The organism is Frankia sp. BMG5.60, assembly GCF_059428125.1.
In genome coordinates, this window is the sequence record NZ_CM182091.1 from 2,863,834 (window position 1) to 2,877,556 (window position 13,723).

11 protein-coding genes are annotated in these 13,723 nt (G+C 74.9%); 9 read left to right on the forward strand and 2 right to left on the reverse strand.

Annotated features, from left to right (window positions below):
* The first annotated feature begins 14 nt into the window (after nucleotides 1-14).
* The 8 genes from AC5R91_RS11500 (at nucleotide 15) to AC5R91_RS11535 (ending at nucleotide 8,700) form a co-directional block, all read left to right on the forward strand.
* A complete protein-coding gene (locus AC5R91_RS11500; RefSeq protein WP_495397137.1) occupies nucleotides 15-647 on the forward strand; it encodes a hydrogenase maturation protease in 633 nt (210 codons plus the stop codon).
* Nucleotides 640-1,902 (forward strand): hypothetical protein, encoded by a 1,263-nt coding sequence (locus AC5R91_RS11505; protein ID WP_495397138.1) that lies wholly within the window; start codon nucleotides 640-642, stop codon nucleotides 1,900-1,902. The genes AC5R91_RS11500 and AC5R91_RS11505 overlap by 8 nt, the downstream gene beginning before the upstream one ends.
* Complete coding sequence (locus AC5R91_RS11510) at nucleotides 1,899-3,152, forward strand: NHL repeat-containing protein (RefSeq protein WP_495397139.1); 1,254 nt, start codon at nucleotides 1,899-1,901, stop codon at nucleotides 3,150-3,152. Before AC5R91_RS11505 ends, AC5R91_RS11510 begins: the two co-directional genes overlap by 4 nt.
* Nucleotides 3,149-5,629, forward strand: a complete 2,481-nt coding sequence (gene hypF, locus AC5R91_RS11515) for a carbamoyltransferase HypF (protein ID WP_495397140.1) — start codon at nucleotides 3,149-3,151, stop codon at nucleotides 5,627-5,629. Before AC5R91_RS11510 ends, hypF begins: the two co-directional genes overlap by 4 nt.
* Before the next feature lie 15 nt (nucleotides 5,630-5,644).
* Nucleotides 5,645-5,911 (forward strand): HypC/HybG/HupF family hydrogenase formation chaperone, encoded by a 267-nt coding sequence (locus AC5R91_RS11520; protein ID WP_495397141.1) that lies wholly within the window; start codon nucleotides 5,645-5,647, stop codon nucleotides 5,909-5,911.
* Complete coding sequence (gene hypD / locus AC5R91_RS11525; RefSeq protein ID WP_495397143.1) at nucleotides 5,908-7,053, forward strand: hydrogenase formation protein HypD; 1,146 nt, start codon at nucleotides 5,908-5,910, stop codon at nucleotides 7,051-7,053. The genes AC5R91_RS11520 and hypD overlap by 4 nt, the downstream gene beginning before the upstream one ends.
* Nucleotides 7,050-8,231 (forward strand): hydrogenase expression/formation protein HypE, encoded by a 1,182-nt coding sequence (gene hypE / locus AC5R91_RS11530; RefSeq protein ID WP_495397145.1) that lies wholly within the window; start codon nucleotides 7,050-7,052, stop codon nucleotides 8,229-8,231. Before hypD ends, hypE begins: the two co-directional genes overlap by 4 nt.
* Before the next feature lie 217 nt (nucleotides 8,232-8,448).
* Nucleotides 8,449-8,700 (forward strand): hypothetical protein, encoded by a 252-nt coding sequence (locus AC5R91_RS11535; RefSeq protein ID WP_495397147.1) that lies wholly within the window; start codon nucleotides 8,449-8,451, stop codon nucleotides 8,698-8,700.
* A 93-nt stretch (nucleotides 8,701-8,793) separates the two neighbouring features.
* Here AC5R91_RS11535 and AC5R91_RS11540 read toward each other — a convergent pair whose 3' ends face one another.
* Entirely contained in the window at nucleotides 8,794-10,599 is a 1,806-nt protein-coding gene (locus AC5R91_RS11540) for a serine/threonine-protein kinase (protein ID WP_495397148.1), read from the reverse strand.
* Between the two features lie 237 nt (nucleotides 10,600-10,836).
* On the opposite strand from AC5R91_RS11540, the gene recQ reads away from it, so the two are divergent.
* A complete protein-coding gene (recQ, locus tag AC5R91_RS11545) occupies nucleotides 10,837-12,801 on the forward strand; it encodes a DNA helicase RecQ (RefSeq protein WP_495397149.1) in 1,965 nt (654 codons plus the stop codon).
* A 33-nt stretch (nucleotides 12,802-12,834) separates the two neighbouring features.
* Here recQ and AC5R91_RS11550 read toward each other — a convergent pair whose 3' ends face one another.
* Nucleotides 12,835-13,575 (reverse strand): class I SAM-dependent methyltransferase, encoded by a 741-nt coding sequence (locus AC5R91_RS11550; RefSeq protein WP_495397151.1) that lies wholly within the window; start codon nucleotides 13,573-13,575, stop codon nucleotides 12,835-12,837.
* Nucleotides 13,576-13,723: the final 148 nt, after the last annotated feature.

Sequence of the window (13,723 nt, forward strand, 5' to 3'; positions counted from 1 at the left end):
CCGCCGGACGACCGGTGCCCGCCAGCCCCCGGGTGCAGGTCGATCCGCCCGGCTTCGCACCGCCACGCTGCGACACGGTGGTGATCGGCTGCGGGAACCTGTTGCGCGGCGACGACGGGGTGGGGCCGATCCTGATCCGCCGCCTCGCCGAGGCGGGCGTGCCGGCAGCGGTGCGCCTGGTCGACGGCGGCACGGCCGGGCTGGACACGGCATTCGCGATGCGCGGAGCACGCCGGGTCGTGATCGTCGACGCCGCCCGCACCGGCGCCGCGCCGGGCACCGTCTACCGGGTGCCGGGCGCGGAACTCGACGATCTCCCCCTGCACCTGCCGCACCCGCACGCCGTGCGCTGGGACCAGGCGCTCGCCTTCGGCCGCTGGCTGCTCGGCGACGACTACCCGGCCGACATCGCCGTCTACCTCGTCGAGGCCGGCGGCCTGGAACCCGGTGCCGATCTCACTCCGGCCGTGCGCCTCGCGATGGAACGCATGCAGGCACTGATCCTCGCCGATCTCGCGGCCCGAGCCCCGGAGCCCGCACCCGGCCAGCATCCAGCAACCAGCCAGCACTCCGCTACCGACGAGCACTCCGCTACCGACGAGCACCCGGCTACCGACGAGCACAGCGAGGAAGACCCCCATGGCTGACCGCGACGCGGCGACCGACATCGCCACGCGCCACGCCCGGCCGCAGCCGGTCGGGGTGTTCCCGCTGCCCGCCGGCTTCCTGCTGGTGCCGGGCGGCGACGACACGGCCGAGCTGCGCCGCACGCTCGCCGCCGGGCGTCGGCCGAACACGTGGCCCGCGCGGCTGCTCGCGTTGGAGCTCGCGTATCGCGGGGACATCGTCGGCGCCGCCGACCAGCTCGACGGCGACGACCCGATCAACCGGTACAACCGGTTCGTCCTGCGCCCGGGAGGCCCGCCGGTCGAGGACCCCGCGCAGCTTCGCCAGGCCCTCGGCCCCGAGCTCGGGATTCTCGTCGACGTGGTCCGCTTCGCCCTCGGTGATCTGGTCGAGCCCCCGCCGTTGGCCGGGGAGACCGGCGAGATCGCGGCGCTGGTGCACTCGACGCACGCCGCCCACGCCATGGCCGCCGGGCGGACCGGGGAGGCGGCGGGGGCGCTGGGCCGGGCTGTCGCCGCGGCGTGGGAGGCGTCCCCGGGCCTGGCCGCGCAGTTGCTTTCCACCGCGGCGGACCTGCGCCGCAGTATCGAGGGGCCGACCGACGACGTCCTCGCCGACCTGACCACGGCGCTCGCCGCCCTCGACGCCACCGACCTCGTGGTCGCCCGCGCCGAGCTGCGCCTGGCCCTCGGCGCGGCCCACCAGGAGCGGGCCCGCGACGACGCGGCGGCCCTGCGCACCGCGGTGGAGCACTACCTGGCCGCGCTCCGACTGATCAGCGTGGACAGCGCGCCGGAGCTGTTCGCCGCGGTGCAGGTCAACCTGGCCACCGCCTACCTGGCCATGCCGATGAGCCAGGCCTCCGACCAGTTGCGGATCGGCGTCGCGATCCAGGGCCTGCGCACGGCGCTCAGCGTCTACACCCCCGAGAACCATCCCGAGCAGTGGGCCAGCACCCAGCTCAACCTGGCCAACGCCCTGGTCTACGCGCCGTCGGCGCACCAGAAGGACAACCTGATCGAGGCGGCGGCCCGCTACCAGCAGGTCATCGTCGCCCGCGACCGGGACACCGATCCGCTCGGCCATGCCCGCGCACTGGCCAACCAGGGCAACGCGCTGGCCCATCTCGGCGCCTACGACCAGGCGACGGCAGTGCTGCACGAGGCGCGGACGATCTTCGAGGAGTCCGGGGCGGACGACGCGGTGCTGGCGGTGCGCGGCGTGCTCGACGAGATCGCCCGCCGGCGCGGCGCGCCCGGACCCGGGCCCGCATGAGATCCCCCCGGTCGACGGCCAGCGTCTCCGGCACCGGGACGGGCGCCACCGTCGCGGGCGACGCCGCGCCGGGGGCCGCGCCGACGGCGGCCGCGGTGGAGGACAGCGCAGCGCCGCAGAACGCGACGGCCGGCGGCACGGCGGGGTGGGAACCTCGGGTGTGGCTGGGCGCGCCGGCGCCCGGGGGGCTGGCGCTGCCCGCGGCGCGGCCGTCGCCGTCCTGGCTGTACGCGCCACGCGGGGTGTGGCTCGACGACGACCTGCTCGTGGTGGCCGACTCGGGCAACCACCGGGTGCTGATCTGGCACGGTCGCCCGGCCCGCGACGGCGCCCCCGCGGACGTCGTGCTCGGCCAGGCGGACGCGAGCAGCGAGGGCCCGGCGGCCGGCGGGCGCGGGCCCGAACGGGGGATGCGTCTGCCGACCGGGCTCGTCGTCACCGACGGTCGGCTCGTCGTCGCCGACGCCTGGCACCACCGGATCCTCGTCTGGGACACCATCCCGACGGCCACCGACACGCCTCCCGACCTGGTACTCGGCCAGCCGGACGCCGCGAGCGTGCGGGAGAACCGCGGCGGGCCGTGCGGGCCGACCACCTTCTACTGGCCGTTCGGCGTGGCCGTGATCGGCGGGCGCTTCTACGTCGCCGACACCGGCAACCGGCGGGTGCTGGGCTGGTCGGGCGGTCTGCCGTCCTCCCCCGATCAGGCGCCCGACCTGATTCTGGGCCAGCCCGATCCGATCAGCCGGGAGGACAACCGCGGGGGCCCGGCCGGGCCCGCCACCTTCCGTTGGCCGCACGACGTCGCCGGGAACGCCGGGCGGCTGCTCGTCGCCGACGCCGGCAACCACCGGCTGCTCGGCTGGACGCCCCCGCCGGACTCCGACACCGCCGCCGACCTGGCCCTCGGCCAGACCGACCTGACTGCCTGCGGCGAATCGCCCTACGCCCCGGCGCGGGCCGACACGCTGCGATTTCCCTACGCGGCCGACTGCGACGGCGATCTGCTGGCCGTCGCGGACACCGCCGACAACCGGATCCTGCTCTGGGACGGCCTGCCACAGGTCACCGGCGCCCCGGCCACCGCCGTCCTCGGCCAGCCGACGTTCGCCGGCACCGGGGAGAACCGCTGGTCGAGCGTCACCGCCGACACGTTCTGCTGGCCGTACGGCCTGTCCCTGCGCGCCGGCCGGCTCGCCGTCGCGGACTCCGGCAACAACCGGGTCATGATCTGGGAGCGGCGGCGATGAGCACGCCACGCACCGGCGAGCGGGCCGCGACGCGCCCGCCGGGTGGGCGGGTGCGCCGGCGGGTCGTGGTCGAGGGTGTCGTGCAGGGGGTCGGGTTCCGGCCCCATGTCTACCGGTTGGCCAGCGGCCTCGGGCTCACCGGCTTCGTCGGCAACGACTCGGCCTCGGTCTTCGCGGAGGTCGACGGCGACGCTGCCGATGTGGCCGAGTTTCTCCGCCGGTTGGCGCCGTCCGCGCCGCCCCTCGCCCGCGTCGACCAGATCACGGTGACCCACGTCCCCGGCACCCTCCATCCAGGCCATGGCGGGTTCCGGATCGTGGCGAGCACGGCCGCGGCCGGCGCGCGGACGCTGGTGCCGCCGGACACGGCGGTGTGCGCGGACTGCCTGCGCGAGCTGTTCGACCCGGCGGACCGGCGTTACCGCCACCCGTTCATCACCTGCACGAACTGCGGCCCCCGGTTCACGATCATCGACGCGCTGCCGTACGACCGGGCGGCGACGACGATGGCCCGCTTCCCGATGTGCGCACGCTGTGCGGCCCAGTACGCCGACCCCGGCGACCGCCGCTTCCATGCCGAACCCATCGCCTGCCCGGACTGCGGGCCGCGGCTGTGGTTCAGCCCGGCGGACGGGCCGGAGGTCACCGGCACCGACGCGGCGCTCGCGGCCGCCCAGCGGGCGCTGGCGGCCGGCGCGATCGTGGCGGTCAAGGGCGTCGGCGGCTACCACCTGGCCTGCCGCGCCGAGGACGACGACGCCCTGGCCCGGCTGCGCGGTCGCAAGAGCCGGCCGGACCAGCCCTTCGCGGTGATGGCCCGCGACCTGGCGGCGGCCGCCCTGGCCGGAGACGTCTCGCCGACGGTGGCGGCGCTGCTGAGCGGGCCGGCCGCGCCGATCGTGCTCACCGGCCGCGCCCGGGGGGCGCCGCTGTCGGCCCTGGTCGCGCCGGGCAGCCCGCTCGTCGGGCTGCTGCTGCCGTACACGCCGGTCCACCACCTGCTGTTCGCGCCGGCCCCGGCCGGCGGTCCGCCGCCGCGGCTGCTCGTCATGACCAGCGCCAACCGCTCCGGCGAGCCGATCTGCTTCGACGACGGCGAGACGCGCGCCCGCCTCGCCGGGCTCGCCGACGCCTTCCTCACCCACGACCGGCCGATCCTGGCGCCGTGCGACGACTCGGTGGTGCGCTGCGACGGCGACCAGATCGTGCCGTTGCGCCGCTCCCGCGGCCACGTCCCGCTGCCGGTGGATCTCCCCCGTCCGGTCGGGCCGGTGCTCGCCGCCGGCGGCGAGCTGAAGAACACGCTCTGCCTGACGACCGGGCGCCGCGCCATCCTGTCCCAGCATCTCGGCGACCTGGGCAGCCTCGCGGCGATCACGGCGTTCGAACGGTCCGCCGCGCGGATGGCGCGCCTGTACGGCGTCGAGCCCGCGGTCCTCGCCGCCGACCCGCACCCCGGTTACAGCACCCGGGCCTGGGCACGGCGGACCGCCGGCGCCGCCCGCCCCCTGCGGCTGGTGCAGCACCACCACGCGCACGTGGCGGCGCTGCTCGCCGAGCACGGCCGGCTCGGCGAGCCCATCCTCGGCGTCGCCTTCGACGGCACCGGCTACGGCGACGACGGCACGATCTGGGGCGGCGAGGTGCTCCTCGTCGGCTCCGACGTCACCCGCGCCGAGCGCATCGCCCACCTGCGCCCGGTCGGCCTGCCCGGCGGGGACGCCGCGGTGCGCAACCCGTGCCGGGTGGCGCTGGCCCATCTGGCCGCGGCGGGCCTGGCCTGGTCTGCGGACCTGGCCCCGGTGCGGGCCTGCTCCGCCACGGAGTTGAGCACGGTGCGCACCGCCCTGGACCGGGGCGTGGCCTGCACGCCCAGCAGCAGCATGGGCCGGCTGTTCGACGCGGTGGCGGCGCTGCTCGGGGTACGCCAGCGGACCACCTACGAGGCGCAGGCCGCCGTCGAGCTGGAGGCCCTCGCCGCCCACGGTCTCGCCGCGCACGGTCTCGGCGCCCACGGTCTCGGCGCCCACGGTCTCGGCGCCGGCCGGCGGGGCGGTGACTGCAGGCCCGAGGCCGCCGGGCCGATCGCGGTCGTCGCGGGCGGGCGGCCGCTTGCCTTCGGGCTGGCCGACGGCGTCCTGGAGCCGGCGCCGGTGCTGGCGGGCCTCGTCGACGGCCTGCGGGCGGGCGTGGCGGCGCCCGCGCTGGCCGCCGCGTTCCACCTCGCCGTCGCGGACGCGGTGGCCCGCGTCGCCGAGGTCGCGCGGCGGCGGTCCGGCGTCGGCCTGGTCGGGTTGACCGGCGGAGTCTTCGCCAACGTCGTGCTGCTGCGGGCCTGCCGGGCGCGGCTGACCGCCGCCGGTTTCGGCGTGCTCGTTCATCAGGTGGTGCCGGCGGGCGACGGCGGGCTGGCGCTCGGCCAGGCGGTCGTCGCGGCGCTGGCCGGCGACCAGGCTCCGGCGCCGGTAGCGGGCTGAAGGGAGTGTGACGCGATGTGCCTGGGGATACCCGGCCGGATCACCGAGATCTGGGATGACCGCGGCACCCGGATGGCGCTCGTCGACTTCGGCGGCGTCACCAGGACCGTGTGCCTGGCCTACCTGCCCGATGTCACCGTCGGGCAGTACACGATCATTCATGCCGGTTTCGCGTTGACGACCGTGGACGAGGACGCTGCGCGGCAGACGCTGGCGATGTTCCGCGAACTCGGGCTGCTCGGCGAGGAACTCGGCGCGGCCGAAGCCGAGGTGGGCCGGTGAAGTACCTGACGGAGTTCCGCGACCCGGAGCTGGCCCGGTGGCTGCTGGACGCGATCGCCGCCACCGCGAGCCGGCGCTGGACGCTCATGGAGGTCTGTGGCGGCCAGACGCATGCGATCATCCGGCACGGGCTCGACCAGCTCCTCGCCGACCAGGTCGAGTTCATCCACGGGCCCGGCTGCCCCGTCTGCGTGACGCCGCTGGAGACGATCGACCGGGCGCTGGCGATCGCCGCCCGCCCGGAGGTGATCTTCTGCTCGTTCGGGGACATGCTGCGGGTGCCGGGCAGCGACACGGACCTGTTCACGGTGAAGGCCCGCGGCGGGGACGTCCGGGTGGTGTACTCGCCGCTGGACGCCGTCGGCCTCGCCGAGGCGCATCCCGACCGGCAGGTCGTGTTCTTCGCGGTGGGCTTCGAGACGACCGCGCCGGCCAACGCGCTGGCGGCGGTGACGGCGCGGCGCCGCAAGCTGGCGAACTTCTCGATGCTCGTCAGCCACGTGCTGGTCCCGCCGGCGATGAGTGCAGTCGCCACCGCCCCGGGCAACCGGGTGGAGGCGTTCCTCGCCGCCGGGCACGTGTGCACGGTGATGGGCACCGAGCAGTACGAACCGCTGGTCGCCGCGCACCGGATGCCGATCGTCGTCACCGGGTTCGAGCCGCTGGACCTGCTCGACGGGGTGCGCCACGCCGTCGCGCAGCTCGAGGCGGGCCGGGCCGAGCTCGCCAACGCCTATCTGCGGGCGGTGCAGCCCGAGGGCAACCCGGCCGCCCGGGCGATCCTGGCCGAGGTTTTCACGGTGTGCGATCGGGCCTGGCGGGGCATCGGGACGATCCCGGACTCGGGCTGGCGGCTCGCGGACGCGTGGCGCGACTTCGACGCGGAGATCCGTTTCGACGTCGGCGGGCTGACCGTCGCCGAACCGGCGGCATGCCGCAGCGGCGCGGTGCTGCAGGGGCTGCTCCGGCCGCCGGACTGCGGGGCGTTCGGCACGTCCTGCACGCCGCGCCGCCCGCTGGGGGCGACGATGGTCTCGGCGGAGGGTGCGTGCGCCGCCTACTACCAGTACCGGCGCCTCGCCCCGGCCGGCAGGGCCCACACCCCGGACTCCGCCGGGCCGGCAGCGGCGGTGGAGGCGTGACCAACCTGGCGGACCTGACCGGCTGGGCCTGCCCGGTCCCGCTGCGTGACCATCAGCGGGTCGTGCTGGGCCACGGCGGCGGCGGCGTGCTGACCAGCGAGCTGATCGAACACCTGTTCCTGCCCGCGTTCGCCGCAGGCGGGTCGACAGCGCGATGTGACCCGGCTGCAGCACTGATGGACGCGGCGTTGCAGGGCGCAGCGTTGCAGGGCGCAGCGTTGCAGGGCGCAGCGTTGCAGGGCGCGGCGTCGGCAGCCTCGGCGGACGCGGCGCTGGCGGACGCGGCGGTCCTGGCCGTCGGCGGGATCAGGCTGGCGTTCACGACGGACTCCTACGTCGTGCGGCCGCTGTTCTTCCCCGGCGGTTCGATCGGCGAGCTCGCCGTCCACGGCACCGTCAACGACCTGGCCTGCCGCGGCGCGGTCCCGCTGGCGCTGTCGGCCGGGTTCATCCTGGAGGAGGGGCTGGAGCTCGCCGTCCTCGGCCGGGTGGCGCAGGCGATGGGCCGCGCCGCCGCGGCGGCGGGGGTACGGCTGGCCACCGGCGACACCAAGGTCGTCGAGCGCGGCCTCGCCGACGGCCTGTACGTCAACACCAGCGGCATCGGGCTCGTCCCGCCCGGAGTGGACGTCCGACCCGACCGGGCGGCGCCCGGGGACCGGATCATCGTCTCCGGACCGGTCGGCGAGCACGGGATCGCGGTGCTCAGCATGCGCGAGGGGTTGGAGTTCGGCGGGGACGTCCGCTCCGACACCGCGGCGCTGCACGGGCTGGTGGCCGCCATGCTGGCCGCGACCGTCCCCGGGGTGCACGCGCTGCGCGACCCGACCCGCGGGGGCCTGGCGACCGCGCTGTGCGAGATCGCCGCCGCGGCCGGGGCCGGCGTCGAGTTCACCGAGTCCGCGGTGCCGGTGCCGCCCGTGGTCGAGGCGGCCTGCGGCTTCCTCGGTCTTGACCCGCTGCACGTGGCGAACGAGGGCCGGCTCGTCGCGTTCGTCGCCGCCGAAGACACCGACGCGGTGCTCGCCGCAATGCGCGCGCACCCGGCGGGCCGCGACGCGGTGGTGATCGGCTCCGCCACCGCGGAGCATCCGGGCGTCGTCGTAGCCCGCACCGCCTTCGGCGGGACCCGCATCGTCGACCGACCGCTCGGCGAACAACTCCCCCGCATCTGCTGATGCGTCGACCGAGCGCGACCGTCCGAGCGGTGGACACGCTCGGCGCCCACTCCTGCCGCCTGAGCCGTACGCGACCCCCGACTACGCCCACGCCCTTCAGCCTTCCCGCGCCGAAATTCATCCTCGTATGCGGCCTGTCGCCCTATCTTGATGCATGGACACAGCGACTCCGGGTGGTCAGATATGGATCTTCGGGTTCACGACGGTCAACCTTGTCGTGGGAACCGTGGGGTCCGCAGCCGTCCGCCGACGGTTCGGTGACACGGCAGCGCGCACCTTCAAGCGTCGCGCCGGCACAGCGATCGGCAGCGTGTTCACCGTGTGGATGGCAGTCTTCTGGGGATTCACCTATGCTGCCGTCGGCGCGGGGCTGTTGCTGCTGTTGTTCCTCGTCGAGCGCTACTGCCGCCAGCGAGCACACTCAGGGAAGCCGCAGACCACGGACACGCACCCACAGACACGCCCGTGACCGTGCGGCGCCAGCAGAGTCGGTAAGCGACTACCTGGCGTCTCGAGAGCGATTCGGACTTACTCGTCCAAGGGCCTGCCGCTCCGGCCGGGCTCAGCCGGCGGCGCCGATCCGTACCGCGCAGTCGTTGGCGGCCAGGTAGACCTGGCTGCGCCCGCCGGGGTCGAGTCTGACGGTCGGCGCGTCCTTCGTGGCGGTGGCGAAGTCGACGTTCTCCCCGCTGGCGAGATCGCGCAGCACGAATTCGCACGTCTCGCTGCCGTTGAAGTCCTTGACCTGGACCTCGACGGCGCCGGGGGCCTTGAAGGCGTTGCTGTCGCCGCTTTGCTGGACGGTGAACGGCAGGGTCGCGTCGCCCCCACCGGCCAGCGCGCTGAGCCGGCAGCCGGGCGAGGGCGGGGTGACGTCGAGCTCGTAGCCGCCGGGCTGATGGAGCTGGTACGTCTTGTCGCCCCAGACGGTCTCCGACCCCGTCAGCCCGGCCGGATTGCCGGCACCGTGCGGCGACACAGTGCAGCCCACGTCATTACCCGTCTGGCGGTCGGCGACGAGCAGCCGCCACGGACCGGTGGCGGTGTAGGTGAAGGTGGTCGGTGCGTCGCCGCCGCCCTCGTCCTCGACCCCGCCCCCGCCCCCGCCTCCGGTCAGCAGCACGGCGATGACGGCCGCGGCCGCGAGCACGACGACCGCGGCGCCCAGTCCGAGCAGCCGAACGCGACGCCGGCGGCCCCGCAGGCCGGCGGAGTCCCCCGCGGGCGCCCTGTCCCCCGCCACGCCCGACAGGTTCCACGGCGGGGTCCCGGCGAACGCCGCCGCGGCTGCGGCGTTGCTCCCTTCGGCGGAAGGCGGGCCACCGGCGGGGCTCGGCGGGGGCGACGGGATCGACGGGGGTGGGCCGCTGGACGGCGTCGGCGTCTGGAAGGTCTGGGTGACGTCCAGCGCGGTTCCGTCCAGGCGGGCCGAGCCGTCGTGCCGGCCGGCGTCCTTCGTGTCCGTACCCGCCACGGCACCCAGGCCCGCCGCGGCATGGGCAGCCGACGTGCCGAGGCCCGCCACGGCACCGAGGCCCGCCGCGTCCGCAAGGGCGGCGCGCAGGTCCGCGGCCGTGGGTCGCTCGCCGGGCTCGCGGGACAACGACCGGCGGACGAGCTCGCGCAGCGACGGGGCGATCCGCGCATAGTCCATCCGGGGTTCCTCGTGGACGATGCGGTAGGTCACCGCGTCGGACGGCCCCTCCCCGTACGGCGGCTGCCCGGTGGCGCCGTAGCCCACCAGACCACCCCAGGCGAACACGTCGGAGGCCACCGCGGCCTCACCGACGGTGACCTGTTCGGGGGCGAGCCAGGCCGGCGTGCCGATCAGCACTCCGGTCGCGGTGAGCTGGTCGGCGTCGCGCACGGCGGCGACCCCAAAGTCGATCACGATCGGCCCCGTGGCCGTCCACATCACGTTGGACGGCTTGAGGTCGCGGTGGATGAGGCCGGCCGCGTGGATCGAGACGAGCGCGTCGGCGAGCCCGGCCGCCAGCCGCACCTGGTCGGCCTCGTCGAGGGGGCCGTGGCGGGAGATGTGCTGGCCCAGGGTGGGCGCGGCGAAGAACTCGGTGGCCAGCCACGGGGGCTCGGCGGTGATGTCGAAGTCGAGCAGCTTGGCGGTGTGCCGGCCGCGGACCCGGAAGCAGGCCTGCAGCTCCCGCTGGAAGCGGACCCGGAAGCTGGGGTTGTCGGCCAGCTCGGATCTGATGATCTTCACGGCGACCTGGCCGAGCGGGCCGTCGCCGAGGTAGACCACGCCCATTCCACCGCCGCCGAGCCGGCCGAGCAGGCGGTGGGGCCCGACCTGGACGGGGTCGGTGAGGCGCAGGGCCGCGACCGCGACCTGCTCCGGGTCGGTTGGCATGACGCGATCTTCTCCTCGGCCCGGACCGCGGCCGCGCCGAGCCCACGGGTGGACAACTCCCCCGGTGCTGGGCGTCGCGGTGACAAATCACCTGGATCGTAGCGAGCCCACGCTTCCCCGCCCATGGTCGTCGGCTTGCCGACCTCGACGAACGTCCCGGGTTGTGGACCACGGCGGTTGTCCACAGCCGCGGACCGCGGGTCCACCGACCCGGTCGGATGCCCGTAAGGTGGCAAGATGACCTTGCCGCCCGGCCCCGAGAGGCACCCCGCCGCCCCGTCGGGCACCTCCGCCGGTGCCGCCCGGAGTGCCGAGGGTGCCGCCGGCGCCGCCGCGCAGGTCCTGCGGCGGGTCTTCGGCTACGAGGCGTTCCGGTCGGGCCAGCGGGAGATCATCGAGCATGTCGTCGACGGCGGCGACGCGCTGGTCCTCATGCCCACCGGCGGCGGCAAGTCGCTGTGCTACCAGATCCCCGCCCTCGTCCGCCCGGGCACCGGGGTCGTGGTGTCCCCGCTCATCGCCCTGATGCAGGACCAGGTCGACGCGCTGCGGGCGCTGGGCGTGCGGGCCGGCTTCCTCAACTCCAGCCAGGACCTCGACCAGCGGCGGACGGTCGAGGCCGCCTTCCTCGCCGGCGAGCTCGACCTGCTCTACCTCGCGCCGGAACGGCTGCGGGTCGAGGCGACGCTGCGCCTGCTCGACCGGGGCAGGATCTCGCTGTTCGCGATCGACGAGGCGCACTGCGTCGCGCAGTGGGGGCACGATTTCCGGCCCGACTATCTGATGCTGTCGATGCTGCACGAACGCTGGCCGAGCGTGCCGCGCGTCGCGCTCACCGCCACCGCCACGCCGGAGACGCACAAGGAGATCACCACCCGGCTGGGCCTGGCAGACGCCTACCACCACGTCGCGGACTTCGACCGGCCGAACATCCAGTACCGCATCGTGCCGAAGAAGGAGCCGAAGGCGCAGTTGCTGCACCTGCTGCGCACCGAGCATCCCGGCGACGCGGGCATCGTCTACTGCCTGTCCCGGGCGTCGGTCGAGAAGATCGCCGAGTTCCTGGCCGGTCAGGGGATCCCCGCGCTGCCGTACCATGCAGGGCTCGACAACCGCGTCCGGGCCGAGAACCAGGCCCGCTTCCTGCGCGAGGACGGCATCGTCATGGTCGCGACGATCGCCTTCGGCATGGGCATCGACAAACCGGACGTCCGCTTCGTCGCCCACCTCGACCTGCCGAAGTCCGTCGAGGGCTACTACCAGGAGACCGGGCGTGCCGGTCGGGACGGCCTGCGCTCCACCGCCTGGCTGGCCTACGGCCTGCAGGACGTCGTCCAGCAGCGCCGGCTCATCGACGCCTCCCCCGGCGACGCGGCGCACCGCCGCCGGCTGGGCACCCACCTCGACGCGATGCTCGCCCTGTGCGAGACGGTCGAGTGCCGCCGCATCGGCCTGCTCGCCTATTTCGGCCAGCGCGGCACCGCGGCCTGCGGCAACTGCGACACCTGCCTCGAGCCGCCGCAGTCCTGGGACGGCACGGTCGCCGCCCAGAAACTGCTCTCCGCCGTGCTGCGCCTCGACCGGGAGCGCCATCAGCGCTTCGGCGCGGGCCACGTCATCGACATCCTGCTGGGCCGGTCGACACCCAAGGTCGCCCAGCACCGCCACGAGACCCTGACGGTCTTCGGCGTCGGCGAGGATCTGCGCGAGCTCGAATGGCGCGGGGTCGTGCGCCAGCTCCTGGCCCAGGGGCTGCTTGCCGTCCAGGGCGAACACGGCACCCTGGCGCTCACCGAGGCCAGCGCGGACGTGCTGCGCGGGACGCGCACGGTGGCGCTGCGCCGCGAGCCCGAGCGGGTCGCGCGGTCGAGTGCCAGAGCCGGCGACGCCGCCTCGGCCGGCGCGGGCCGGGCCCGGCGCGCCGCACCGGTGGACCTGCCGGCGCAGGCCGCGCCGGTGTTCGAGAAGCTGCGGGCGTGGCGCGGCGCCACCGCAAAGGAGCAGGGCATTCCCGCCTACGTGATCTTCCACGACGCGACGCTGCGCGAGATCGCCACGCGGATGCCGACGAATCTCGCCGACCTCGCCACGATCAGCGGCGTCGGCGAGAACAAGCTGGCCAAGTACGGCGAGCAGCTCCTCGACGTCCTTGCCGGGTCCGCCGAGCCTCCCGACCCGGACCGAACCACCGACCCGGACTGAACCACCGACCCGGGTTGAGCCGCCTGACCCGGGTCAACGCCCGTCGGGGGCCGCCGTGCGGCCGGTGAACAGGGCCACCTCGCCGACCAGTTCCAGGGTGTGCTCGGCGAGGACGGCGCCGAGCGCGCGGTCGAGGTCGGCGGCCGTGTCCTCGGTGTTGTGCAGGATGCCGCGGCGGTTCAGCAGCCGAATCATCCGGCGGGCGCGCGGCGGTGTCCCCGGCCCCGGCGCGAGGATCGTGCTGCCGAACACCACCCCGCCCGGTTCGAGCACCGCGGCGATGTTGCCGAGGACGGCGGAGGCCTTCACGTCGAGCCGGCCGGGGATGCAGTGCAGCAGGTAGCCCACCCCGGCCGAGGCGAACGGCGCCCCGGGCAGGTCGGGAAAGGGCTCCAGCGCGTTGACGACGGCGGTGCGTACCTCGTGGTGGCGGATCCGGCGGGCCGTCCAACGCAGAGTGTTCTCGTTGAGGTCGGCGAGGGTGATCGCCGCCCACCCCGGCCAGCGGGCCCGCGCCAGGTGATAGCCGGTACCGACGCCGACCTCGAGATGCCGCACGGTCGCGTACGCATTGTACTGTCGGTTGATCACGGCGGCCGGACAACGCCACACATATCGGTTGTTCAACCAGGTCACCGAGATGTCATAGAGCGCGAGGGCCGCCCATCCGTAGGTTTCGGCGGCGGCGCGAACCTCGGGTGCGGCCGCCTCCACTGCGGGGGGCACGGGCCGGCCGGGCCGGGCGGGCCGTCCACGGCGGGAAAACCGTTGCATGGCCTGCTCCTCGGGCGCGATGAACGGAAGACCGGGTAGGGCGCGAAGATATCCCGGATATCCGGCTCGCATTCGTGAAACCACACGGAAGTCGGCGGTCGCGAGCGGCGTGGCGCGGCGGGAAATGTCGCCGGCGCCGCGCGGGGCC